This window comes from Aestuariibius insulae (genome assembly GCF_040783535.2).
GTDB lineage: Bacteria > Pseudomonadota > Alphaproteobacteria > Rhodobacterales > Rhodobacteraceae > Aestuariibius > Aestuariibius insulae.
The window spans coordinates 1-24,711 of sequence record NZ_JBFONW020000006.1; the positions used below are offsets into that span (position 1 = coordinate 1).

Below are 24,711 nucleotides of genomic sequence, written 5' to 3' on the forward strand. Positions count from 1 at the left end.
TCTATACGTTCGACGAGAACGGCAAGGTCGCCAGCCTGCAAAACATCGCCCCCGAAGTCCGCTTCAAACTGGCATGGCTTGGCACACTCAGCAGCGTGCTGATGTTCGTGGGCAATTTCTTCCCGCCGGCCGCGATTGCAGGGGCGGCCACAAAATTCGCGTACGACGCGGCCAATAACCAGGTCTCTTTCCAAAACGCACTCACTGTAGCCGCGCAGGTGGCGGGCGCCTACACCACTGGCGGACAGGGTCCGCAATGGCTCGCTCCTGCCCTGACCGCTACCTCCGCGGCCCTGTCCGACAACTGGGACCAGTTCGCCGTCAACTTGATCCTTACCGCAGCCGGAGTTCAGGCGGCCCAGCAAGGGGTTGGGCAGACGGTCAATCTCGCCAAAATCGCGAATGGCGTGGAAGCTGCGATCGTTGTCTATGACGGGATCGAAAGCGGATCGGTGTTCGAGATTGCAGAAGGCGTGTTCCTTCTGGGGGCTAGCTTTGCTGACAATGGCGATGTCAAATTCCTGCTGGGCGGCGCCGATCTCGCCCGAGTTGGACAAGCCGTCGAGGATGGCGATCTCAGCACGATCCTGACCGCCACGGCTGGCTTCCTGATAAGACAAGGTATCTTCACCCAAGGCGAGCAGCGGATTGACGGAACACCCCAGAACACGCCGGAGCCGATCAACTATGTCGTCGGAGGACTGACACTCGCGGGCGCAGTCGTCAAATTGGTGGATAACGCCGATGACGGTCTGGTCACCGACGAAATCCTGTCCTTCATCTCCAGCCTCAATAGCGGGGTGACCAACTTAACCGGACAGGACCAGCTGGAGCTGCTCGGCGGCCGCTTGACCGCGCTGTTCGGAGGCGATCGTCCCATTCGTGGCCTGATCCCGGATATGAACGGTCTGACCGAACGGGGCTACGACCGCGAAGTCCGCATTCTCTATGACGCCGAGGGCGAGCCTGTGGCCTTCCTTGGACTGGATGGAACTGAAATCGGAAGCATCGAGAAAGCTGTCGATGGATCCCATAATTTCTATCTGTTTGACGCAAACGGAGACGAATTCTTTGTCTTCAATCACAACAGGCAAACAGACGAGATCAGCGAATATCGTGTGTTAACGGCGAAAGATCATGCCAACGGGGTAGAGGTCGCCGGGCCTATTGATTGGTTTAAAGGGCTATTTGGGGGCGGGAACGAAAAGACCCCGCAGTCCTTTAACGGCTTGCAGACCGTCGACTCCATCGATGGCCTGGAGCAACATCCATTCGAACGCTCTTTGTTTTATCTCCCAGAGAAAAGCACTGAACCAACTGCTTTGCAGCTGGATGGTGGCTCTTACGCACTGGCCGGTGTTACGGATCCTGGAGGATTTGAACGACAGTTCTATACCTTCCCCAGCTTCAAAGAATTTGATTCCGTAGACTGGCATGCTCAGGAAGGGGACATCGTCGAGGAAGGACAGCTCCTCTATACACTGCAAAGTACTGAAGTCGACAATGAACTTAGAGAGGCGCAAGACAGCCTTGAAGCAGCAGAAGACAGGCTGGCACCTGTCTTGAACGAAGGACGCCGCCAGGCTCTTTCGGAGAAGGGCGATATTCTTAAAGATTTGGGGGAAATAGACACAAGCATTAGAAATATTGCGATCGAAATACGGAGACTCGATACCGATATCAGAAGTGCAGATGGCTCTCTCGACACTTTTCAGGGGCGTATCGATGCAAAGAATGCTCAAATTGCTGCAGCTGCCGCCAGCGTTGCTAGAAACCAAGCATCTATCGACCAGATCGACGGAACAGATGTTGAAGAACAAGGGGGTGTTTCAAACGTACACCTTGTTGAACTTCGGGATCAGCTTGGCACGGCGAAGGAAGTCCTTGCTGAATTTCAGGGAGATTTAGCAGAGATTATGGGCGAACGGGACCGGGTTTCGATTGCGCGCAATGGACTTGTATCTAATCGCGATTTATTGGTGGAGCAAAAAGATACACTCTATGAGCCTCAGATAGAAGTTCTGAATCAGAGGCTTGAGCAAATTTCAGTGCTTGAGAATCTCACACCAGAAGAGGCTTTAAGGCGCGTACAAGAAGATGATACGAATAGTCTTACACCTGCGGTAGCGGATGCTGCGAATGCCGTTCTTGCAGCCAAGGGAACGCTTTCGGGTGCGCAACAAAAGAAAGACGATCTTGAGATTAGATCGCCTATCGACGGCAAATTTTCGCAAGTTCTCCCAGATGGCCTGAGGTTCAATCTCTTGGACGGAACGGTGAAATTGGTGAACGACACCAGCACCGGCTTGGGCCAGGTTCCATCTGATCCCGAAAGAAATCGGCCGACTCAAGGGGCTGATGGCACGACACCCTCCGTGACACCGCTTGAATCCGCTCCGGCCGTCATTTCGCTGTATGGGCTCGCAGAAGCTCAAGCCGACAAATATACGCCAGGCGAAAAAGTGACTTTTCAGACAGAGGATGGGCGTTTAGGGACTGTCGAAGTCGTAGAAGTGACACGTCAATCTACGAATGGATATCGCGTCGTCCTTGAGAATCCGATGTTTCTTGATGGCACCGGATTGACAATGGCTGAATCGGCTCCGATCCGAGTATTCGACTCTGACGCATCGCGTTTGCATAGGAGTACTCATTTGATTAATCCCATAGACAATGTCGCGTTCGCACCGCCTTCGGCTTTGATTGTCAATCCGCAGGAACTGCCGCAAGTAGAGCAGGACTTCTTCATCAAAGTACCAGTCCTAGGTGTGGACGACAGAGGCGAAGAAGTCGTTATCGCACACGTAGAGGTAACCGGACGAACACAGACGGACGGACGAGTGGTCCGGTTGATGAATGGAACCACAGCAAAGATGACCAGGGCAGATTCCGATGTCAGCGTACCGGTCGAGGTCAATATCTCCGATCTAACGCTGACCGCGACGGGGTCTAGTACAGCCGAATCGCCACGTGAGAAAAGTGGAGTTGAATTTCAGGTATCAGTGCCCTTTATCGACAATAACGGTACCGTCTCTCGAGGTCGATCAACTACAATTGGTGGCGACGGTTCACTCAACGGAAATGGATCCTCCGATAAGATAATTCCCGGAGTAAATATCGGCGGCGGCTTTAACGTTGGGTTGAACGGTAACACTGGCTGGACAAAGAACGTGACCGAGCTCCCGTCTTCTCAGCAATTGAAGTTCCCCGTTCATATTGTTCCGAGTGGATACTTGCCAAGGGAAACCTATCCCGATCATGAAACCTTGGAGACTGTCTACATCCATGTCCCAAGCGCAGTAGCTGGAGAAGTTCCTCGGTAGCCAAAGGACCGGGAAACATACCAAATATTAGCCTAGTCCCGGAGGTATGTCCCAAGCGCAAGGGCGCGGCTGCAAGTAAATGAACGCTTGGAGTTGCGGCCTTTATGATGAGGCGTCTCTACCGCGCTCGAAAACTTGATATTGTTGGAAGCAATCTGCGCTCATACAAAAATCGATCGTCTTGCCGCGTCTAGTCACCGACCGGTCCGTTAACCGGGATCCGTCCTCGAGAATCACCGACCAAATACCGACGCGATACCGACCGGATACCGAAGGGCAAAATCGGGACATCTCGGCGCGTTAACCCGGCCGGGGAATTTCACGGTCGGACGAACTTGGCCCCGCTCACCGACCGGGTGCTCTGGCTTCCCGCAGGCTGCGCGGTATCCACGAAAACCCCTGTCTCGCAGGCCACTCCGTTCCCGTTCGCATCGTTGCGCGCATGATAGCCCGGAGCGCCCTTCACAGCCGGCGCGAGCCCCAGATGTTGCGTCATCCGGCAGCCGGACATCGACATCAGGTGCGCGATCGTTACCTGCATCGGAAAGGGGCTCGTCCGGATATAGATCGAGAGCGAGATGCTCAGCACCACCAGCGGCAGAAGCAGGATCCGCGTCAGAATAAAGTGCAAAGACAAGACCTTGGCGCGCTCACGGTCCGCACGCCTCTGCCGCCGCGTAGGCCGCGGTTTGGGAGTTTCGGTCGCTGTCATGATCCCGCTCTAGCGATCAAATACGGCACATCCATGACCTCAGATATGCTTACCGATCTCCCAGCCGGTCCCATCCAAAAGCCGCTCACCCGCCTCCACCGGAAGATCCTCCAGCGCCGATCCCATGCTGTCATTCCAGCGGTTCAGATATCCAAATAGCGCAATAACTGCCATGATTTCAATGACATCCGCGTCGGACCAATGCGCCGTCAGCCGCGCCCCGATCTCGTCCGTGACAGCATTCGGCACCTCGCTCGCCGCCCGGGCAAAGACCAGCGCCGCGACCTCCGCCTCGCTGAACACACCCGAGTTTTCCGGATCCGACACCGCCGCCAGACGCTCCTCGGACGCCCCGAACCGCTCGGAGGCGAGGATCATATGCGCCCGGCAATACATGCAGCCCGAGGCAAAGGACGAGGCGTACCCGATCAGCCGCTTGAACTCCGCCGTCACACCCTCGCTTGGCTTCATCACCGCAACGTTCAGCGCCGTATAAGCCTCGGCGATCTCGGGACGCCATGCCATAGTCCGGATGGAATTTGGAACGACCCCAAGCGGACCTTTGAAAAACTGAACCTTTTCAGCAAGATCCGGGTCGAGCTCCGCATCGCTTAGCGGGGAAACTAGCGCCATGATGTTGTCCTTCTGCCCTATCAGGTGGCAGGCAGGCTAGCAGTCTCCCCGCAGGCTGGCGAGATCAGAAGTCGAAGAGCTCTGACAGAAAACTCTCTTTTTTTCGGCGCTTACGGTGCCCCCCATCGTGTGGCCGATCGTCATAATAGTGGTCATCATCCGAGAATGATGCCGAAGGCGGCGGAGGAGGAGGCGGAGCCGCAGCCGCGGACCGCTCCACGATCTTGTCAAGCTCCCCCCGATCCAACCAGACGCCGCGGCATTGCGGGCAATAGTCAATCTCGACCCCCGCTCGGTCGGTCATCACAAGCTGGGTTCCATCGATCGGGCATTGCATAGGCAGATCTCCTTAAGGGCGGCTCTCCTCCATATATGGATCTACAGATCGCCACCGCAACGGCTCAGCAACCGCTTGCTTAGCCTTTCGTTAACCAACTTCAGCGACGGTCGCTCCGGGGTGATCGGAGAGAGTGATGCGGGTCTGGTTTGCGATTTGTCTGGCCATCTGGGGCGGCACCCTCGATGCCGGTCCGTGGCCGCGCGGAAAGGGCAAGGCCTTTGTCTCTGTCTCGAGCACGTTCTCCCTGACCGGCGATCTGCTCAAGCCGATCCAGTACGAGCCATCGCTCTATGCCGAATACGGTGTGACCGAGCGATTAACTTTCGGGCTTGATGTCTTCGTTGCGGGCGATTTCGATCAGCCGACCGCATTTGTCTTTGGGCGACTTCCGATCCTCGAGAGACGGATTGAGGATCCGGTGGCCGTCACGCTTGGCGTCGGCTTCGAGGAAACCCCTCGCGGGCAAAAGCAGCTCATCCGCGCCGGTCTTGCCTGGGGCCGAGGCTTTGAAAGAGGCTGGCTCGCCGTCGACAGCTTTGCCACGATCGGTCTTGATGGCGGTGATCTGGATCTCAAGCTGGATGCGACCTGGGGCCGTAATTTTGGTAAACGGTGGACAACCGCCCTGCAGCTTCAGACCGGTCAAACTGGCAGGAGGGAGGATCCCTTCGCGAAACTGGCTCCATCGATCATCCTGTCGATCCACGACAAGGCGCGGGTCGAGCTTGGCATCGTGCATCACCTGACCGACGAGGATGTTACAACAGCCGTCAAACTGGGGAGCTGGCTGGAATTCTGATCGAGCTACCAGCCCTCGGTTCCCGGCCCGCCCTTAACGATACCGCGCAGGTTCGAAGTGACCCACCCCCCGTAAAAGCTGCCGGGCTGCGGCGTGACCTTGTCATCTCCAACCCAGACAGCGTCGATGGCATGCGCATAAATCGCCACGTGATCCTTAAGCGCCTCGAAGGCCGCTGTCGGATTGGGGTAGGTCCACGCCGCGCTCTTTACCGTTCGCCCGGCAAAGACGAGGTCGAAATACTTGGCATGCCCTTTCCACTCGCAAAAGCTGCGATGCAAAGAGGGATGCAACGCATCTGGGGCCATCTCTGCAAGTGGGATGTAGTAGGTCGGCGCATGATGGGTTTCGAGGATGCGAAGACCCTTATGGGTCGCGAAAAGCACCTGCCCGGCCACCTCTCCCCGCAGCAGATGCGGCACGGGTTCGAGCGCTGGTGGACGAGGATAATCGCGTACGTTTTCCAGGGGCAGTGTCATAAGAGGCAGGTAGCTCGCACCTGGGCGTCGCCAACCACGACTAGAGCGATGCAATCTGCGATCATCCCGCACAATCCGGTGAAGCCGAATCGGCGGAGGACAGCACGGCACGTGGCAGCGATCTGTGTTAAATCGGCCCGAATTCGCGTTAAGATATCGTTCTGCGCCACGTCATTTGGACCGTATCACGGCTTGATCCGGGCATGTGCAGGCAAGAATGCAGCCCACAAAAGGGTGCGACTGACATCCGCCGCATATCAATAAGTTCCAATGGTTTGCGTGCCGAACCTTGATGTCTACCGCGGATCGGAGCGACCATCTCAACCGATCAGCGCACCCCTCCGATCACAGCACATCTGGTAAATCGCTCTTTAACCATTCGTTCAGACTTCGCCCCTACCGCTTGGAGCTGTCACAGGTCTAGGGACAGACCTTTTTCGCTTACATTCGGGATCGGGCCCGTGCTGAGGAAGTTCGAATGTTTGTTCGTGAAATCGGTCTCGACCGGACGGATACCCCCGTCGGGTCCGTTCAGGAGACTATTGCAGTTATAGGTTTGGGCTATGTCGGCCTTCCTCTCGCGGTCCGTCTTGCCGAAAAGTTCGGCCGGGTCATCGGCTTCGATATCAACCAAGGGCGGATCCAAGGCCTTCGCGATGGCATCGACACCACCGGCGAGGTAGAGCCCTCGCGGCTTGGCGACAGCCGTCTTGCGATCACGCACAATGTCGAGGAGATCGCCGACGCCACCTGTTTCATCGTGACGGTTCCGACCCCGATCGATACGCAGAAAAGGCCCGATCTTGGCCCGTTGAGATCGGCATGCCAGGCCCTTGGGCCGTTGTTGAAGCAAGGCGACCTCGTTGTCTTTGAATCGACCGTTTATCCCGGCGTGACCGAGGATATCTGCGGACCGATCCTCTCCGACTTCTCCGGCCTGACGGCGGGCAGCGATTTCAGTCTCGGCTATAGCCCCGAACGGATCAACCCGGGCGACAAAGCCAACACCGTCGAGACCATTGTAAAGAACGTCTCCGCAGACAGCGATGCGGCGCTCGACCGGGTCGCCGCGATCTACGAACATGTGACCGATGCAGGCATTTGCCGGTGCTCGTCCATCCGCGTGGCCGAAGGCGCGAAGGTTCTAGAAAACACCCAGCGCGACGTGAATATCGCTTTGATGAACGAGCTTGCGCTGATCTGCCAGGCCGTCGGGATCGAAACCTCCGAGGTGATCGAAGCCGCTTCCTCCAAGTGGAATTTCGTGCCGTTCACACCCGGTCTCGTCGGCGGGCACTGCATCGGCGTCGATCCCTATTATCTCGCCGCGCTCAGCGAACAGCATGGGTTGCATCCCGAAGTGATCCTTGCCGGACGCCGCCTGAATGACGGGATGGTCCGCCACGTGGCCAGCGCCGCCGTCAAGATGCTGGTTCAGAAGGGAGATGCCTTGCGGACGGCGCGCATTGGCCTTTTTGGAGTGACGTTCAAGGAAAACGTTCCCGACATTCGGAATTCAAAAGCGATTGAGCTGATCGGCGAACTGGAGACCTTTGGCCTTTCCCCGATGATCCATGACGCGATCTGCCCTCACGATGCTCTTTTCGCCGAAGGCATCACAGCTTCGCCGCTCAGCAAGATGTGGGATCTTGATCTGGCGATCGTGGCATCCCCGCATGACGCGTATCTCTCCGATGGTGCCTTTTTCGAACGGTTGAACCCGGGCGGGATCCTGATGGACATCCGGGGAGCCTACCGCAAACGCGACCGACCTGCTGGCCTGAACTATTGGGCGCTGTGAGCGCGCGATATGTTCTCCATCACCCCCATCGGATCCTGCCGGATCGCAACGCCGCTTCGGCTAGCGCGAAGCCATCACGGCTTCGCCCTTAACCGGACGCGAAGCCTCGGGTTCACGCATTCATCGGCCGAAGCCGTACAGGCGGTGCGGGTTCTGCAAGAAGAGCTGACGATCCCGGAGCCTCTCTGGCCCCTGGTGGCCCGAGACGTGGACCGCACTACGACGCTTGCGACCCCGCATGAACCGGCCGATCTCTATATCGTCGAGATTTCTTCGGCAAAGAAGATCAAGCTGGATGGCATCTGCCTGCAGCACAACTATTTCGGGCATGTTTTTAAGGATATGCTCACCTCTCCTGCGGGCGGCCGAGGCTTCTGGGATCGCGCCGCATCCGGCAATCAAGCTCTGATCGATGAGGGCCTCGCAGGCTGGAACCGGCCGGAGGAGGTTGCGCTCTTGCGGCAGGCCAGGCTTTCAAGGACCACCCCAGAAGAGCTCGAGGCGGATATTCGTATCCTGACCGGCAAACTTCCACAGGTTCTCTTCGTCACCCATGTCAACGCAGTAAAACCCGACGGCCAGCCTATCACCTCTCGCGCAAGCTTCATCGATGAGGTCGAAAGAGCGGTCAAAGCGGCCGGAGAAGAGGTCTTCAATCCAACGCGTTGGATGAACGAAATGGGGCAGACCGCGGCGATCGAGGATTACAGCGACGGGCTCGCCCATTTCACCGAGGCGTTCAGCCTGCGCGTCGCCGACGCCTGGATGGACCGGGTCATAGCCCCCGCAATCGACCGGACGGTTCTTGCGGAAAAGACAGCCGTGACCTGTCTGGTCCCCCATGTGACGGCACGCATCGAAGGTGGACATCTGCAAGGTCTTGGTCCTCGCCTTGCCGCTCTCGCGGATGCGCTGCCGGACGATGCCGCCCTCTCCGCTTTGCAATGCGATCTCGCTCTGGCTGAGCGGAAGGCCGACGATGCTCTCGACGTCTTGGCGAAGCGGATCGAGCGCAATCCGTCCGATATCCGGGCGCGACTGGATCATGCGGACCTTGCGCTGACCCTCGACAGATTTGACGCCGCGTTGGAAAGCGAGACGGAGCTCGCGCTGACGGAAAGCGGACGGCCGGGCCCCGATTTGATCCAGATTGGACGCCGGGCGCTCAAGGCAGGGGAACGTCCGGAGCTGGCCGCCAACTTCTTCCGGCTTGCCTTCCAGACCGTTCCGAAGATGGCAGCAACCGCGCTGGCACGGCTGGCGCTGGAGCATGACGTCGCTCTCTTTCGGATGACAAGCGACCACGACGGTCGCGCCATCTGCGCTGATGTTTCCCCGGACCTCGCTTGGTCGCTCCTGAAGACCCCCGGATCGGGCCTTCAGGCCGAGGATCTTCTCTTCAGAGCGGATGAGCTCAGTATAGAAGTGCTTGCGGACCTCATCGACTGGCTGACACGGCGCGGCAAGCCTGAGATTGCGGTTCTCTTCATCAAGGCTTGGACTGATGCTCATGGTCATCGACCGCTTGAAGCCAAGCCGCTTCAAACGGCCCTCGACAGCTGGCTCGACCGGACCATGCAAGCAGACGACCCTGTCGCCCGCCTTGCGGGTCTTGCCGACCTGACAGACGCGCATCCGCGCCACCGAGAGGCGCGGATCGCCTTTCGTGACGCGCGTCGGGATCTGGTCACACAGATCCGCGCCCTTGCCGCAGAGAATGATCTCAAGGCGCTCGATACGCTCGAGGACCGCTTGGTCGGTGTCATCGAACCGGTCGCAGATCTCCCTCTCTTCCAGGCGCGGCTCCGCTACGCCGCTGGAGAGTACCGGATCGCAATGCGCAAGGGGCTGGAGGCCGCGATCCTCAAGCCGGACAATCTGTCGATCTGGGCGCTCCTGATGCGCGCCGCGCACGCAGCAGGCGACCGCCCTGCCCTCTTGCGATTTGCAGCGAGGGTACGAGATTTGTCGGACGATGCCACGATCCGTCTGCAACAAGAGGCTGAGGGTCATCTTGTTCAGACAGCATCGCCCCGCGCGACGCCCAGCCATCTCGCGGAGGTCTGATCGATGCTCCGTTTCTCCGATTTTGCCCAAAGCGAACCGGCTCTTTCCGAGCCGCCCGAAGAGGTCGTCTGCAAGATCCAGAATCTCGCCAACGGGATCCACGACCCCAGCGAGGCTCGCCTCGCGCTGGACCAGCTCATGCCGGACCTGCGCCGCTACCGCCCGGATCCACGGCTCTTCCTACCCGCCGCCATGCTCGTCGAAAAACAGCGGCAAACCGACGGAATGCTGGAGTTCTGGTCCGATCTTACTGCTCTGTTCCCGGGCGAGATGCTGCCATTGCGGATGACCATGCGCTGGCATCGGCGCGCCAAGCAGGTCGAGACAGGGATCGCAGCTCTCGAGGCGCTCTGCCCCGACGCCCGAACCGATCTGGTTCAGACCGAGATCATGATGCTTGGCTTGTCCGAGCTTCGGGCGCATGAAGCCCTCGATGCCCTAATGGCCGATGCGATGATCGCATTCCCCGACGTCCGGCCAATCCGCATGCGCTACATTCAGTGTCTCGTTCAGCAATCGCGATATCTGGACGCGGACAAGGTAGCCTCTCAAATCATCGGTCGGGACAGGATGGGCGCATCCTCCCAGGCGCTTCTAACACGCGTCGCCCATCGCGCGAGCATCATGCGCCGCTACGGGCTGGACCGCGAAGCGGATGTCATCGGAGAGCTTGCCCGCCGGATGGCACTCAGACCGCGGCGTCCGCTGGATCGATCCGAGATTGGCCAGATCGCTTTCTTCACAGGACAGTTGGGAACAGGCGGTGCAGAACGGCAGATGAGCCGTCTGGCCTCGACCCTTCAAAACCACGCCGAAACCGGAGCACCTGCATCCGGCATGAAGGTAAAGCCTCCACTGGTCTGCGTCCGGCATGCAACGCCCGGTCGTGGCGACTTTTTTCTACCCGTTCTGAAAGACGCCGGGGTTCAGACCAGTGTTCTGAGCGATCTTCCCGCCGAGCCCATGCCCGAGCTGCCAGACGGCCTTTCAGATCTTCTCGAGATCCTGCCTGAAGATCTGCTGGTCAACACCGCGAAACTGATCCCCTGGTTCGAGCAAAACAAGGTCGACGTCGCTTACATCTGGCAGGACGGCGGGGTGCTCGCCGCCGGACTAGCAGCATTGATTGCCGGAGTGCCCCGGATCGTCACCTCCTTTCGCGGACTGCCGCCAAATCTACGGCCCGCCCTTTCCCGCGCTGAGATGAAACCGCTCTATGCGGCTCTGGCTGAGATGCCGCATGTCACTTTCTCGTCGAACAGCCGCAAGACCGCAGAGGCCTATGAAGACTGGCTAGAATTGGCTCGCGGCGCAATCAAGGTGATCCCGAATGCTATCCCCCCCGTCTTGCCGGAGGGATCGCCTGACGATCACGCTTGGTGGAACCGAACGCTCGCGCGGTCTCCGGCCTGCGACAAGACCGTCCTCGGCGTCTTTAGGTTTGACACCAACAAGCGTCCGCTGTTCTGGATCGATTGTGCCGCCGCCCATGCACGGCGCGATCCAGCGACCCGGTTCGTCCTTGTCGGCAGCGGACACGACCACCCCGCCTGTGCCGAGCGTATTCGCGAGCTTGAGCTCGAAGACCGTATCTTCCTGGCCGGACTGCGCGAAAATGTCGGCTTCTTCATGCATCGCGCGGATTTGGTGATGCATCTGGCCCGCATGGAAGGTCTTCCCAACGTTCTGATCGAAGCGCAGCTCGCCGGGGTTCCCGTCCTTGCAACGCCAGCTGGCGGGACATCCGAAGTCGTTGTGGATGGACGAACCGGCTGGATACTCGAGGATGCAGAAGATCCGGCGCAGACCGATGTCTGCTTCGCCCTCGAGCGGATGCTTTCCAATCCGGCAGAGCTGGAGCGGATGGGACAAGAGGCGGCTGGACATGCAGAGCCGCGGTTCCTTATCGACAAGATAATCGACCGTACCGTCGATCTCTTTCTCGAGACAAGGATCTGACCTCATGCGCACTGTCTTCATCACCGGAACTGCCGGTTTCATCGGCTACCACCTCGCGGATCTCCTGCTGGCAGAAGGCTTCCGGGTCGCGGGCTATGACGGCATGACGGATTACTACGATGTCTCGCTCAAGCAGCGGCGCCATCAAATGCTGCTGCAAAACCCAAACTTCACCGCGACCGAGGCGTTGCTCGAGAACGAGGTCGCGCTCAAGACGGCCCTCGATACCGCCAAGCCCGATGTTATCGTGCATCTCGCGGCGCAAGCGGGTGTTCGCTATAGCCTGGAAAACCCGCGCGCCTATGTCGATGCCAACCTGATCGGCACCTTCAACATCATGGAGGAGGCCCGGCATCGCGGCGTCGATCATCTGCTGATGGCCTCGACGTCTTCCGTCTACGGCGGCAACGAGGAAATGCCGTTCATGGAAACGCAGCAGACCGATCATCCACTCACGCTTTATGCCGCGACTAAAAAGGCAAACGAGGCGATGTCGCATGCCAATGCGCATCTGTGGAAGATTCCGACCACGATGTTCCGCTTTTTCACGGTCTACGGACCATGGGGACGGCCCGATCTGTCGCTTTACAAATTCGTTCGGGCCGCGCTCGAGGGCGAGCCTATCGACGTCTACAACCACGGACAGATGTCACGCGACTTCACCTATGTGACGGACCTCGTTCGCGGAATCCGCCTTCTGATAGATACGCCTCCGGTCGAGCCTGCCTCCCGCAAGGACATCGCCGAAGGCGATACGCTTAGCCCGGTGGCCCCCTGGCGCGTGGTGAATATCGGGAACGGGCAGCAAGTCCCGTTGATGGAATTCATCTCCGAAACAGAAGCGGCCCTCGGTTTCGAAATTCAGAAGAACTTCATGGATATGCAAAAAGGAGACGTTCCGGGCACCTGGGCTTCGTCCGATCTTCTGCATGAACTGACAGGCTTCCGTCCACAGACACCTGTTTCAGAGGGAGTTCGCAGGTTTGTCACCTGGTACAGGGATTACTATAGTGTCTAGCGCCCTGCCCCTGCTCGAGCCGACCTATGCCTCGCGGACCGACCGGATCGCCGCGCTCATGCGGCGCGAACGTCAAAGTCGCTTCGCGGCCTCGGCTCTGGGATATTTCTGGAGCTATCTGACACCTCTGACTTGGATCGCGCTTGTCGTAATCGTCTTCCGTCTTCTCGAACGCGCGACACCTCTTTATGTCCCTGCCGAGATTTTCGTGGCGACGGGCATCCTGCCCTATCTCATCTTTCGCTACACAATCACATCGATGAGCCGCTCTCTCGTGAGTGGCCGCTACATGCTGTATTTTCAACCCGTTAGCAGCTCCGAGCTGCTCCTCGCCTCGGCTCTGCTTGAACTCATCAACATGTTCGTGACGGCAATCGTCATCTTCGGACTGATCACCCTGCTCTTCGACGCGCCGCTCCCGGCCGATCCCTTCGGCGTTCTAATAGCGCTCGGTCTGGCTTGGGCACTCGGCGCGGGGTTTGGCCGCCTTGCCGCCGTTCTGGTTCTTGTCAGCGACAGTTTCGCAAGAGCCATCCCGATCATCCTGCGGCCTCTCTTCTGGCTTTCAGGGATTTTCTACACCGCCAGCGAACTTCCCGGCGCCGTACAGAGCCTTCTTTGGTACAGCCCGACCTTCCACATCGTCGAGCTTCTTCGCGAAAGCTATTTCCGCGACTACTCATCGCCTGTCTCTAGCCTGTGGTACCCCGTTTTCATCGCGCTTCTCCTCGCCCTTGCCTCGGTGCCACTCGAACGCCGGATCACAGCGCGCCGGGCGTCGAGGTACCGGTTATGATCAGACTTCACGACGTCACATTGCATCCTGCCAGACGCGACGCCCCGATCTTGCGCAACGCCAACGCTATTTTCCATCCGCGCGAGAAAGTCGGGATCCTGGCCCCAGTCGGTTCGGGCAAATCTTCCATCGCCCGCCTGATTTGCGGCGCTGAGCGTCCAGATAGCGGCTCGATTGAGAGGGCGGGACGCGTCTCCTGGCCGATCGGTCTTGCCGGTCCGTTTCACGCCGAGCTCGGCATTATCGAAAATCTCGGCCTGATCGCGGATCTTCTCGGCGAGGATCGAGATGGTTTGATCGCCTTCTGCCTTTCGTTCTGCGATTTCGGCCAAGCCATCGAAGGCCGGATGAAGGATCTCACGCCCGCCCAGCGCGCCTGTCTGGCCTATGCCTGCTCGCTCGCCGTCGTTTGCGATATCTATGTCGCGGACGAAACGCTGACGGTCGGCGACGCTGATCTAAGGGCAAAATGCGATGCGCTTCTCGAACGTCGCCTGCGCAGATCGGGCCTGATCTTTCTGTCCCGCAACCCCAGCCAGCTCAGCCAGCGCTGCACAAGATTTTACGTTCTGCTTGGCGGTAAGCTGATCTCCTGCCGTACGCCAGAGATCGGTCAGGAGGCGCTTCGCCTCGCCGCTGCGACAGAGCGAGAGGAAAAGGAGATGCTGCATGCCGGATGATCTGCGTGTCCATACACCCGACCCCAAGGAAGAGAGCGAGCGCATTCGCAAATGGCGCGAGGAAAGAGCCCGCGTCGCCGAGGAGGAAAAGCAGGAAAGAATCCGAAAGGCGGCGGAGGACAAAGCCCGCCGCGCGGAAGAGGAGGCAGTCGCCCGGCGGCATGAGGCCGAGGCGCTTCTTCCAACCGAGGATGATCTGGTCGTGTTCGGCGCGTCGCTGAAACGCAAGCGCAGGCAGCGCAAGGCACGCCTGCTTTTGGAACTGGCTGTGTTCGTTCTTCTGCCCGCAGCGCTCTGCTTCATCTACCTATCCCAATACGCCACTCCGCTTTACGAGGCGCGCTCCGTCATCGCGATCTCCCGAACCGGCCCGTCATCCGAGAACGGGGCAGGAGGATTGCTCAGCTCGATGTCATCGAATGCCGCTTCTGCAGAGATTTTCATGGCGCACGAATATGTTCAGTCGCAGGACCTGATGGACACGCTCGAGACAGAAATGGGTCTTGTGACCGAACTGAGCGGCGACCGGGTCGATCCCCTCAGACGCCTGCGCGATGTTCCCATGCTACAGCTCGGCAAGCAGGATCAATTCAGCCGCTTCGTTGACGCTTCGATCAATATCCAATCGGGACTGATGACCCTTTACGTTCGGCTCCCGAACCCCGTGCAATCGACTGAGGTCTCCGAGAAGATCCTCGAGCGCACCGCGGACAGGATGAACGCGCTGGCGGGTGATCTCTTCGGCGAACGGCTAGGTCTCGCGACACGGTCGGTCGAGGCCGCCCGCGCAGATCTGAGAATGGCGCAGGAAACTCTGACCGGATTACAGATCGACAGCGGTGAAACCGATCCCCGCCAGACAGTCGAAGTCATCTACGCGCGCATCCGTGATCTCGAATCCGAAAGTCAGAACCTGCGGGCCGATATTACCCGGGCAGAGATCGAAGGGCGCGGAAACAGCTACACCACCCAGAAGATCACCGATATGGAGGCTCGCCTCCGCGATCAGATCGCCGCGCAGCGCGATCTCCTTGAACACGGATCGGATGGCCAAAGCATGGCCTTGAATACGCGGCTCATGCAATACGAGCTGGCGACGCTCGATGTGCGCGTTGCCGAACAGGCGCTTGCATCAGCGCTCCAATCCCTGTCAGAGGCCCGCGATGCCGCAGCGCTTGATCTGAGCCTGTTTCAGGTTGTGGTGCCGCCCCGGACCTCCGGAACGGCCAGCCATCCGAATGCCGCGATGTCGGCACTCGTGGTTCTTCTAATTGCTCTGGGACTCTTTGCGGCGATCAAGTTCATCCTGCCGTCACGCCCGTAATCCAAGAGTTACAGCGTCACCTTCAAATCACCCGCAGAGGTGCGAAAGAGATCGCCAGCAGAAAGGCCTCCGGCCAGCGCCGCCGTCTGATCTTCGAAAACAGGCAGCGACTTCAGTTCGACCCGGCCTGACTTGCGGACGGTCAGCGCGTTGGACCGCTGGCTCGAAGATGTGCCCGAGCCGACTTGGAACACCACCGGATCGGCCTCCGCCGTGCGATACTCCGAGAACATCCCAACTGCTGTCGATCCTTCGTCGGCAACCGTGTGGCCTCGCCCCGTCGCAAGCGTGTAGCGAGCGCCCAGCGTATTTTGATATCCGAACCCGGCGAAGTAATCCGCGCTATCATTGGCCTCTACCGCCCGCCCGGCCACGATACCGTAATTGGCAAGATTGGCCGTCACGCATTCGTAGCCGATCGCCGCCGTATAGTTTCCATCGGCATAGCACTTGTATCCCCAGCAAATCGCTCCATTCACCCCGGGGCCATCTGCGGGAGTGGACGAGGTCCAGCTGTCGCGCGAGACCAGAGTATCAAAGGTACAGAGGGCGGTCATATCTCCCGGCGCAAGCGGACCGGCGCCTCGGCTGTAGAAGATCTGCGGGGCAGTTTCCGTCACACCGGCATCCGCGATCCGGTGATATCCTGACATCCACAGGCTTTCGCCAAGGAAATGGGTGAAATCGCCCGATCCGGTTTCTGAGAACTCCGTCTTCAGACCGTTCGACGGGACAAAAATGTTCGAATTGTCCACGTGACTGCACAGATACTGAAGCGCCCCTCGCCACTCGTAACGATCATGCAGATCGGACGGACCCATATGGTAAACCGGCGTGTGATCGGCGCACCAGGCCTCGGCTCTGAGCTGCGCGTTAAAAAGGCTGAGATTGTCGCGATGGGTGACGAAGTCATCTTCGAAGTTCGCCTCTCCCTGCGCCATGATGATCTCGTCGACCTGCGTGATACCGGCTTGCTGAAGCACGGCAGACGCAAGAGCGGCCTCGATCTTCGTCTTGATCGCAGCAAACCGCTCGGACGCGGCGCCATTGCTGACCCAGTCCTGAATGGGCCGACCGCCCTGCGCGTCGTAGATGATAAAAACCGGCCGTCCGGTGTCATCCGCGATACGGTGCGCGCGCCCAAGGGCGTAGTTGTTGTTGCCTTGGTTGCCATGCGGGTTAGAGCGGATCCAAGGCTCGGCGGTCCGGTCCGAGCTGCCCCAGTCGTTCGTGACGCCGTCCCAGCACCGCACCAGAGAGGACGCAGGGTTTGGGCCATCCGCATTGGCGCCTGCAGCATTGGACTGGCCAGTCACCGCAATCACGTAGGGCCCATTTACATGGAGCAGTTTAACAGCACCCGCCGTCACGAGATGCGGTATGCTCGACGTGCTGTCGACCCGGTATGCAGCGCGCTCCTTGAGCGTTTTCAGCACCGTGCCATCAGGCCAACTCTGGCTGTCTGCCTTCAGGCCGGACACATCCTCGAAATCCGGGATACCGGTAGAGCCTCCGCCGATACTGCCGGTCAGATCTGCCAGCGTTCCGACATCGGTTCCGCCGGAATTCACGTTGTTCGTGCCGGATGTGGCCGTCATGAACCGCGTCAGCGCAAGCGCGTCGATCGCGGCGTTCTGAAGATCCTGTTCGGATGCCATCAGTTACTCTCCAAATGTCTGAGGATCTGCGTATAGGTGAGGATCGGCTCCCGAACCGGTGGCGGGGCGAACCCGCCGCGCGGTGCAAAATAGAGCCAGGACAAAGCTGCCCCGATCATCACCAACCTGCCACGATATCGGTGGCGCTCGTACCTGTCGCCCAGACCCGGCGCGCACGCACCGGATGCCAGCCGACCTGCATGGCGCGCAATGTAACGACGCGGCCGCCGGCCAGCGTCAGACGAACGTCGCCCGCGCCTCCGACATAGATGGCCCGAGACGTGACGGTCAGATCGGCGCCGTCATCCGGCGTAATATCAAGAGCATCGACAATCGGGGCCGAAAGCCCGACGGCATGGGAGGCAAACGGATCGTTCATGGCAAACGGCCTTTCCTGAAACATGGCGCAACTGCGCGATGTCAGGCGTCCTAAGCCGCCTGTCTAAAGAGAGCCTGACGGGACCGCGCGGTGACCCGGGCCACGCAACAGAGATCAAAGCCCGCCGACCGCCTTCAACTCGCTCACGATCCCGTCGATTCCCTCGCCATTACGCAAAGCCGCAAATACCACCGGACGTCCCGATCTCATCCGGTCCGCATCCTTTGCCATCACCTCGAGCGAAGCACCGACATGGGGCGCCAGATCCGTCTTGTTGACCACCAGAAGATCTGACCGCGTGATCGCCGGCCCTCCCTTGCGCGGGATGTCCTCTCCGGCGGCCACATCGATCACATAGATCGTCACATCTGCCAGCTCCGGCGAGAAGGTCGCGCTCAGATTATCGCCGCCGCTTTCGATGAACACGATCTCAAGATCCGGGATCGCCTCGGTCAATTCCGCAATCGCCGCGAGATTGATGGATGCATCCTCGCGGATCGCGGTATGAGGACATCCTCCCGTCTGGACGCCCCGGATCCGGTCAGATCGCAGCACCTGCATCCGGACGAGCGCCTCTGCATCCTCGGTCGTATAGATATCATTCGTGACGACCGCGATCGAATGGCTGCCCCCGAAGGCCTGCGCCAGCTTGCCCGTCAGCGTCGTCTTCCCGGCCCCGACAGGTCCGCCGATCCCGACGCGCAGAGGCCCGTTCATCGCCCCCATCTCAGGACCGGAACAAGCGCACAGGCAATTCCGCCTGCCGCATCGCCGCTATATCCGCACTGAACGTCGCCATCCCGATCTCCTCTATATCCGATCTCGCCGCCTCCTCCGCGATTTCACAGCACACCGCGCCAAGCGCATGGATCATCGCCTGCGCTCGCGACTGCCCAAGGGGAAGAAGCCGCTGGCCCGCATGGACCAAAGCCGTGACCGTTGCCTGCAGATAAAGCGCCGCGACCGGCTCGACCGGTAACCCTCTCACGCGCACAGCCTCCCCAAGAACGACTGGATAGGCCGTGGCCGCTGTCTCGAGAGCAAAGCTGTCCCGCAGCAAAAGCTGCAAAGCCGCCCCCGTTTCCGTCAGCTCCCGCCGCCGTCCCGCCGATCCGGCAAGCGCCAGCGCCAGATCGTCGACCTCCTCGCCTCGCGCGGCGGATGCCATGAGGATGGCATCGGTCCGGCCAGAGCCAAACCGCAGCATCCCATCGATCCAATCCTCGAGGCCGGAGACATCCAGCCCGTCCGATACCGCCGCCTCGAGCCCCTGACTGAACGAAAAGCCCCCCGTCGGAGAGGAAGGCGAGAGCCATTGCGCCACCATCAAAAGGTCAGTCCCGGTCAGCGATATCAATGCGAATGACCCGCCACACGTCCATGGCCGTAGGCGCCGCCCTCAGGTGTGAACGCAGCCGAGAACGGGCGAAGTTTGGCACCAAGCCGGGCCAGCATATCGCGCATCACAGCCTCGTCCTGCACGATCAGCGCATCGCTTCCGATCTCGCAGGGCGCATGCCGGTTCCCAATATGCCAGGCAAGTCTCGGCAAATCGCCGCGCACCTCCAGAACCGCTTCTTCTGAGGCAACGACGGCCACAAAGCGACCATCCTCCAAGATAAAGGCATCACCATGATCCACCGACATGGCTTTGGGCAAGTCGACGAGGAAATCCCATCCCTCGACGGTCACAAGCCGTTTGCGCCGGAGCAGCCGCGCCGCATAGTCGAGCTGGACCGATCCCGCGACCTCCGCGCTGGATGGCTCGACGCTCCGGGCGACCGGGAGCTCTATCCCCACATCTGTCAAAACAGAAAATACCGCTGCGCCATCGGAAGCTCGGTCGCGGGCTCGCAGGTCAGGAGCTCTCCATCGGCGCGAACCTCGTAGGTCTCCGGATGCACCTCGATCTGAGGCAAAGCGGTGTTCAGTTTCAAATCAGCTTTCCCGATCCCCCGCGTGCCTTCAACGGCGACAGTCTCCTTGGCCAGCCCCAACGCCTGCCCGACCCCCGAGGCCGCCGCACTAACGAACGTCACCGCAGACCGCTCTACCGCGCGCCCATAGGCCCCGAACATCGGCCGACTATAGACCGGCTGCGGCGTCGGGATCGAGGCATTGGGATCGCCCATCTGCGCCGCCGCAATCGTCCCGCCGATCAACACCATCTCGGGCTTCACACCGAAGAACGCGGGATCCCACAGCACCAGATCGGCGCGCTTGCCTTCCTCGACAGACCCGATCTCACGACTCATGCCATGGGCAATCGCGGGATTAATCGTATATTTCGCGATATAGCGGCGCACTCGCATATTGTCGTTGTCGCCCGTCTCTTCGGGCAAGGCGCCCCGCTGCACCTTCATCTTGTGGGCTGTCTGCCAGGTCCGGATCAGAACCTCTCCGACGCGCCCCATCGCCTGACTGTCGCTCGCGATGATCGAAAACGCGCCCATATCATGCAGGATATCCTCGGCGGCAATCGTCTCCTGACGGATCCGGCTTTCGGCAAAGGCGACATCCTCGGGCACCCGCTTATCAAGGTGATGGCACACCATTAGCATGTCGAGATGCTCATCGACCGTATTGACCGTGAAAGGCCGCGTCGGGTTGGTCGAGGATGGAAGGACATGCGCCTCGCCACAGATCTTGATGATATCCGGCGCATGGCCGCCCCCGGCCCCTTCGGTATGGAAAGCATGGATGGTCCGGCCCTTCATGGCCTCGACCGTTGTCTCCACGAACCCGCTTTCGTTCAGCGTATCGGTATGGATCATCACCTGAACGTCCATGTCGTCCGCAACCGACAGGCAGCAATCGATGGCCGCCGGAGTTGTCCCCCAGTCCTCGTGCAGCTTCAGCGCGCAGGCCCCAGCCTCGACCATTTCAATCAAAGCGTCAGGCCGAGAGGCATTGCCCTTCCCCGAGATCGCTAGGTTCATCGGAAACGCATCGAAAGCCTGAAGCATCCGCCCGATATGCCAGGATCCAGGCGTACAGGTCGTCGCCAGAGTGCCATGGGCAGGCCCCGTCCCGCCGCCCAGCATCGTTGTCACCCCCGAATGGAGCGCATCCTCTATCTGCTGCGGGCAGATAAAGTGGATATGGCTGTCAAAGCCCCCCGCGGTCAGGATCTTGCCCTCGCCAGCAATCGCCTCGGTGCCGGGACCGACGACGATATCCACCCCCGGCTGGGTATCTGGATTGCCCGCCTTGCCGATCTTGGCGATCCGCCCGTCCCTCAGACCGACATCCGCCTTGTAGATCCCCGACCAGTCGACAATCAGCGCATTGGTGATCACCGTATCGACAGCCCCTTCGGCCCGCGTGACCTGAGACTGTCCCATCCCGTCCCGGATGACCTTGCCGCCGCCGAACTTCACCTCCTCGCCATAGGTGGTAAAATCCTTCTCGACCTCGATAATCAGCTCCGTATCGGCCAGCCGGACCCGGTCTCCCGTCGTCGGCCCGAACATGCCCGTATAATCAGCTCGGGAGATCCGTGTCGCCATCAGACGCCCCTTTCCGCGCTACCGTGACCCAAGCTTCGGCCCCCGCTTTGCCAGCTACGTGAATTCGCCCCGGTCTTTCGCCCCAAAGGCGCGATTGCGGCATCCATCACCTGATCGGGCCGCTTTCCCATCATCAACGCTTTAGAGGCCGCAACCGTCGCCTCAGTGAAAGCGGGCAGCTTTTCGTCCACCATCCGCCGCTGCTCCTGCGGCGTGACCGACCAGAACCCGGCCATGCCCATTATCCGCATAGCCATCACTGACTGGGTCTCGGCCATCAGTTTCCAGACCTGGAACGAGCTATTCACCATCTCGGCCGGTGTCGGATACATCTTGGAACGTCTGACCATCTCAAAGATCTCCCATGACCTGCGAATTGAACCCGAAGATCCTGCGATCTCCGGCCACATCGATCAGCCGCACCTCGCGGCGCTGCCCCGGCTCGAACCGCACCGCCGTTCCCGCCGCGATATCCAGCCGCTTGCCCCGCGCCGCCTCCCGGTCAAAGTCCAAAGCGGCATTCGCCTCGGCAAAGTGATAGTGCGAGCCGACCTGGATCGGACGATCCCCGGTATTGGCAACCTCCAGCGTCACAGCCTCGCGGCCCGCATTCAGTTCCAGATCGCCGTCGGCCACCATGATCTCTCCGGGCACCATCAGACGAGCGCCATGATCCGCGCCGGACCGCCCGTTCCGCCACGATGCTTGGGCGCGCCCACGACCAGCGTTGCTCCAGCCGCCGGTAGCCCCTCGAGCCCCGCGATACACTCGATCCCGTAACGCCCCGCCGGGAGCCAGGCGTAATGCGTCGCAAAGTCGGCGCTTGGCCCATGATCCAGCGACAGAGTGTCCACCGCCATCGCAACAGCAGTGGTTTCCAGCAGCATCGCGGTCGCATCGGGATGAAAACCGGGGAAATGCATCACACCCTCAGCGTCGACATTGCGAAACCCCTCGCCCGAGGCCTTGGGCGCCCAGCCCGACAGCATCGCAACGCAAGCCCGATCCGGGATATCGCCGTTTGCCGCGATCCAGGCGTCGAGATCCTCCGGCGTCACCTGCGCATCGGGATCAGCATCCGCTTTCTCGCGGATATCGACGACGCATAGCGGAACAACCAGATCCTCGACAGGAAGCTCGTCCACCGACGCCCCATCCGCCGAAAAATGCAGCGGCGCATCGATATGCGTGCCGGTATGCTCGTTCACTGTCAGCACATACAGATTGAACCCGGAATCTGCGAAATCGAACGTCTTTTCTGACGAAAGGCCCGGCTCCCCGAAATAGGTCGGGAAGCTGCCATCATAGGTGTGGGTCAGATCCCGGACCGACCCATGACCTGCCGCCAGCGCCGGAGGCGCAGTTCCGACGGCCGCAACAGCAGCCCCCGCCGCTGCCCCGCGAAACAAGTCCCGTCGACTGACCATCCGGTCCTTCACGCTTTCCATTACGCAGGCATGACACATGAGACGTCTCCTTCACTTCAATGCGGCAGGGTCAGGTAAACGGCCACGCCGCCCGACAACCCGATGATGGTGATCCAGTAGGCAATCGACGGCACATGCCAGTGCCGGTCGCGAAGTCCCTGCCCGTCGGCGGCTTTGCAGATCTCCTCGGGCAGGCCCAACATTTCCCGCTCCATCTGCATAAGGAACAACACGGTCCGGTTAATATCCCGCTGGATAAAGAAAAAACGAAGCGCCCCGCCAAGATTGAAGACGACAGGCAGCATGTAGATCGCATCAAGCTCTGTCGTGCCCAGCATGAAGGTCATAGCGACCTGGCTGCTATAGACCGTGATCCAGCCGAAATAGGCGAATGTCGCGAGGATCGAATGGCGGATCCATTGTTCCCGCTCGGCCTGAAGGGTCGTCACGCGCGACGAGAACAGCCGGTATTGCTCGAGGACGAACCGAAAGGTCCGCTGTTCCTCGCTCCAGGGTTCGATCATCGCATCAAGCGTCATCGGATTGGCCTGTGCACGGTGACAAGCTTCGTGCCATCAGGAAAGGTCGCCTCGACCTGCACTTCGTCGATCATCTCAGGGATCCCCGGCATGCATTGATCCGCGCGGATCACCTCCGCACCGGCCTCCATCATATCGGCGACCGACCGGCCGTCCCGCGCGCCCTCGACCACGAAATCGGTGATCAGCGCGATCGCTTCGGGATGGTTCAGCTTCACGCCCCGCTCCAATCGTTTACGCGCCACTTCGGCTGCCAAGGCCACAAGCAGCTTGTCCTTCTCGCGCGGCGTCAATTGCATCGGATCACAACCCCCAGACCTTTGGCATCGCAGTGTCGGTCAACCTCTCCAGATACGGCAGAAGGGCCCGGCGCAGTTCGAACCCATCCTCCGCTATCACACGCGCGAACAGAACCCCTTCCGAAACAAGGCTCGCCGCCCCCCCTTTGGGAGCGGGATGGCGCGAATGCCGCTCCGCCTCGGGGGAGACTATCAAAACCTGAGCAACCGCTCCTCCGCCACTCGCAAGGACAGGACGGGACAGCTGGCCAATCGCGGCATCAAGGCGGACCGCATCGGCAAAGACCAGCCGGCCACCCCGCCGGACGCGCCATTGGTCGCGAAATCTCAGGTTGGTCAGTCGCTCGCCCATCGCCCGGCGCCCGAAAACAAGGGCTTCGACAGCAATCAGCGTCGCATCCGCCGCAAGATCGGCGTCGAACCGTCGGTCGAGCGCCGCGCTGTCATAGAGAAGTGTTTCCTGGGGAAGCCAGAACAGCGATGCAGCGACATCGAGCCGAAGACGTGTTGCGATCTGTCCCACCTCGCCAGGCTGCGCGCGGTAGGCTCGCTCAGCCGCTTGGGTGGCGTACCGCAACTGCGCCCCTGGCCCGACCTCCAACTCGGTCACGAACCGGTCGCCGCCGGTGACCCCACCGGTCGTGTTCAAGGCAACCAGATCGACCGGTCCAGTGGTTCGGGGAAAGAGAGCTTTCAGCGATCCTTGCTGGCGCAGTTTCTCCAGACCCGCCGTTCCCACCCGGGCGCGAAGAAGTCCTGCCGCGCGAGGCTGAACATCGATCTTGGGATCTGGCAGTTGTGCGTCGAGCAAGGCGCGGGGGGTCTTTCCTGATGCAAGTACGCTCAGGCTAGTCGCTCGAGGCGGTCGCGGCTATCCCGCGTAGCCCTCGGCATGATCCAGGGACGCGAGATAGCCACCGCTTAAGGCACCTGCCCAAAATATGGGCAGGCAAGGCTTGTTTGGCAGCG

General features: G+C 60.2%; 25 protein-coding genes. 9 read left to right on the top strand and 16 right to left on the bottom strand.

Annotated features, from left to right (window positions below):
- A partial coding sequence (locus AAD018_RS15800) for a hypothetical protein (RefSeq protein ID WP_412005299.1) occupies positions 1-3,323 on the top strand: 3,323 nt, incomplete at its 5' end.
- A gap of 319 nt (positions 3,324-3,642) precedes the next feature.
- Here the strand turns inward: AAD018_RS15800 and AAD018_RS15805 are convergent.
- The 3 genes from AAD018_RS15805 to AAD018_RS15815 all read right to left on the bottom strand — a co-directional run bounded on the left by AAD018_RS15805 (position 3,643) and on the right by AAD018_RS15815 (position 5,005).
- Complete coding sequence (locus AAD018_RS15805; protein ID WP_367315882.1) at positions 3,643-4,035, bottom strand: excalibur calcium-binding domain-containing protein; 393 nt, start codon at positions 4,033-4,035, stop codon at positions 3,643-3,645.
- A gap of 39 nt (positions 4,036-4,074) precedes the next feature.
- Positions 4,075-4,668 (bottom strand): carboxymuconolactone decarboxylase family protein, encoded by a 594-nt coding sequence (locus AAD018_RS15810; RefSeq protein ID WP_367315880.1) that lies wholly within the window; start codon positions 4,666-4,668, stop codon positions 4,075-4,077.
- 64 nt (positions 4,669-4,732) lie between these two features.
- The gene (locus tag AAD018_RS15815; RefSeq protein WP_367315879.1) at positions 4,733-5,005 is read right to left on the bottom strand and encodes a TFIIB-type zinc ribbon-containing protein; all 273 of its coding nucleotides are present in this window, start codon (positions 5,003-5,005) and stop codon (positions 4,733-4,735) included.
- 136 nt (positions 5,006-5,141) lie between these two features.
- On the opposite strand from AAD018_RS15815, the gene AAD018_RS15820 reads away from it, so the two are divergent.
- On the top strand, positions 5,142-5,807 hold the full coding sequence (locus tag AAD018_RS15820) for a hypothetical protein (RefSeq protein WP_367315878.1): 666 nt from the start codon (positions 5,142-5,144) through the stop codon (positions 5,805-5,807).
- A gap of 5 nt (positions 5,808-5,812) precedes the next feature.
- On the opposite strand, the gene AAD018_RS15825 is transcribed toward AAD018_RS15820, so the two are convergent.
- Positions 5,813-6,286: a DUF427 domain-containing protein gene (locus AAD018_RS15825; protein ID WP_367315877.1), complete on the bottom strand. Its 474-nt coding sequence runs from the start codon at positions 6,284-6,286 to the stop codon at positions 5,813-5,815.
- A gap of 478 nt (positions 6,287-6,764) precedes the next feature.
- Here AAD018_RS15825 and AAD018_RS15830 point away from each other — a divergent pair, with 478 nt between their 5' ends.
- From AAD018_RS15830 to AAD018_RS15860, 7 genes are read left to right on the top strand one after another with little or no spacing between them, the layout of a single operon-like run.
- Positions 6,765-8,087 carry a nucleotide sugar dehydrogenase gene (locus AAD018_RS15830; protein WP_367315876.1) on the top strand — a complete coding sequence of 441 codons (1,323 nt, stop codon included), beginning with the start codon at positions 6,765-6,767 and terminating at the stop codon, positions 8,085-8,087.
- 9 nt (positions 8,088-8,096) lie between these two features.
- On the top strand, positions 8,097-10,154 hold the full coding sequence (locus AAD018_RS15835; protein ID WP_367315875.1) for a hypothetical protein: 2,058 nt from the start codon (positions 8,097-8,099) through the stop codon (positions 10,152-10,154).
- A gap of 3 nt (positions 10,155-10,157) precedes the next feature.
- Entirely contained in the window at positions 10,158-12,113 is a 1,956-nt protein-coding gene (locus AAD018_RS15840; protein ID WP_367315874.1) for a glycosyltransferase, read from the top strand.
- Positions 12,114-12,117: 4 nt separating this feature from the next.
- A complete protein-coding gene (locus AAD018_RS15845; RefSeq protein ID WP_367315873.1) occupies positions 12,118-13,131 on the top strand; it encodes an NAD-dependent epimerase/dehydratase family protein in 1,014 nt (337 codons plus the stop codon).
- Positions 13,124-13,927 carry an ABC transporter permease gene (locus AAD018_RS15850; protein WP_367315872.1) on the top strand — a complete coding sequence of 268 codons (804 nt, stop codon included), beginning with the start codon at positions 13,124-13,126 and terminating at the stop codon, positions 13,925-13,927. Before AAD018_RS15845 ends, AAD018_RS15850 begins: the two co-directional genes overlap by 8 nt.
- Entirely contained in the window at positions 13,924-14,607 is a 684-nt protein-coding gene (locus tag AAD018_RS15855) for an ATP-binding cassette domain-containing protein (protein WP_367315871.1), read from the top strand. Before AAD018_RS15850 ends, AAD018_RS15855 begins: the two co-directional genes overlap by 4 nt.
- Positions 14,597-15,931: a hypothetical protein gene (locus AAD018_RS15860; RefSeq protein ID WP_367315870.1), complete on the top strand. Its 1,335-nt coding sequence runs from the start codon at positions 14,597-14,599 to the stop codon at positions 15,929-15,931. The genes AAD018_RS15855 and AAD018_RS15860 overlap by 11 nt, the downstream gene beginning before the upstream one ends.
- 8 nt (positions 15,932-15,939) lie before the next feature.
- Here the strand turns inward: AAD018_RS15860 and AAD018_RS15865 are convergent, their stop codons facing one another.
- From AAD018_RS15865 to AAD018_RS15920, 12 genes are all read right to left on the bottom strand, one after another.
- On the bottom strand, positions 15,940-17,589 hold the full coding sequence (locus AAD018_RS15865; RefSeq protein WP_367315869.1) for a hypothetical protein: 1,650 nt from the start codon (positions 17,587-17,589) through the stop codon (positions 15,940-15,942).
- A 118-nt stretch (positions 17,590-17,707) separates the two neighbouring features.
- Positions 17,708-17,968 (bottom strand): spike base protein, RCAP_Rcc01079 family, encoded by a 261-nt coding sequence (locus tag AAD018_RS15870; RefSeq protein ID WP_367315868.1) that lies wholly within the window; start codon positions 17,966-17,968, stop codon positions 17,708-17,710.
- A gap of 114 nt (positions 17,969-18,082) precedes the next feature.
- The gene (gene ureG, locus AAD018_RS15875) at positions 18,083-18,694 is read right to left on the bottom strand and encodes an urease accessory protein UreG (protein WP_367315867.1); all 612 of its coding nucleotides are present in this window, start codon (positions 18,692-18,694) and stop codon (positions 18,083-18,085) included.
- Position 18,695: 1 nt separating this feature from the next.
- Complete coding sequence (locus AAD018_RS15880; protein WP_412005300.1) at positions 18,696-19,295, bottom strand: urease accessory protein UreF; 600 nt, start codon at positions 19,293-19,295, stop codon at positions 18,696-18,698.
- 26 nt (positions 19,296-19,321) lie between these two features.
- A complete protein-coding gene (locus tag AAD018_RS15885; protein ID WP_367315865.1) occupies positions 19,322-19,768 on the bottom strand; it encodes an urease accessory protein UreE in 447 nt (148 codons plus the stop codon).
- A gap of 5 nt (positions 19,769-19,773) precedes the next feature.
- The gene (ureC, locus tag AAD018_RS15890) at positions 19,774-21,477 is read right to left on the bottom strand and encodes an urease subunit alpha (protein ID WP_367315864.1); all 1,704 of its coding nucleotides are present in this window, start codon (positions 21,475-21,477) and stop codon (positions 19,774-19,776) included.
- Positions 21,477-21,827 (bottom strand): antifreeze protein, encoded by a 351-nt coding sequence (locus AAD018_RS15895; protein WP_367315863.1) that lies wholly within the window; start codon positions 21,825-21,827, stop codon positions 21,477-21,479. The genes ureC and AAD018_RS15895 overlap by 1 nt, the downstream gene beginning before the upstream one ends.
- 1 nt (position 21,828) lies before the next feature.
- Positions 21,829-22,134, bottom strand: coding sequence for an urease subunit beta (locus tag AAD018_RS15900; protein ID WP_367315862.1), 306 nt, complete (start codon positions 22,132-22,134; stop codon positions 21,829-21,831).
- Positions 22,134-22,943 (bottom strand): cyclase family protein, encoded by an 810-nt coding sequence (locus tag AAD018_RS15905; protein WP_367315861.1) that lies wholly within the window; start codon positions 22,941-22,943, stop codon positions 22,134-22,136. Before AAD018_RS15905 ends, AAD018_RS15900 begins: the two co-directional genes overlap by 1 nt.
- Positions 22,944-22,960: 17 nt before the next feature.
- A complete protein-coding gene (locus AAD018_RS15910; RefSeq protein WP_367315860.1) occupies positions 22,961-23,443 on the bottom strand; it encodes a hypothetical protein in 483 nt (160 codons plus the stop codon).
- Positions 23,440-23,742, bottom strand: a complete 303-nt coding sequence (locus tag AAD018_RS15915; protein ID WP_367315859.1) for an urease subunit gamma — start codon at positions 23,740-23,742, stop codon at positions 23,440-23,442. Before AAD018_RS15915 ends, AAD018_RS15910 begins: the two co-directional genes overlap by 4 nt.
- Positions 23,743-23,746: 4 nt before the next feature.
- Positions 23,747-24,553, bottom strand: a complete 807-nt coding sequence (locus tag AAD018_RS15920; RefSeq protein WP_367315858.1) for an urease accessory protein UreD — start codon at positions 24,551-24,553, stop codon at positions 23,747-23,749.
- Positions 24,554-24,711 lie beyond the last annotated feature (158 nt).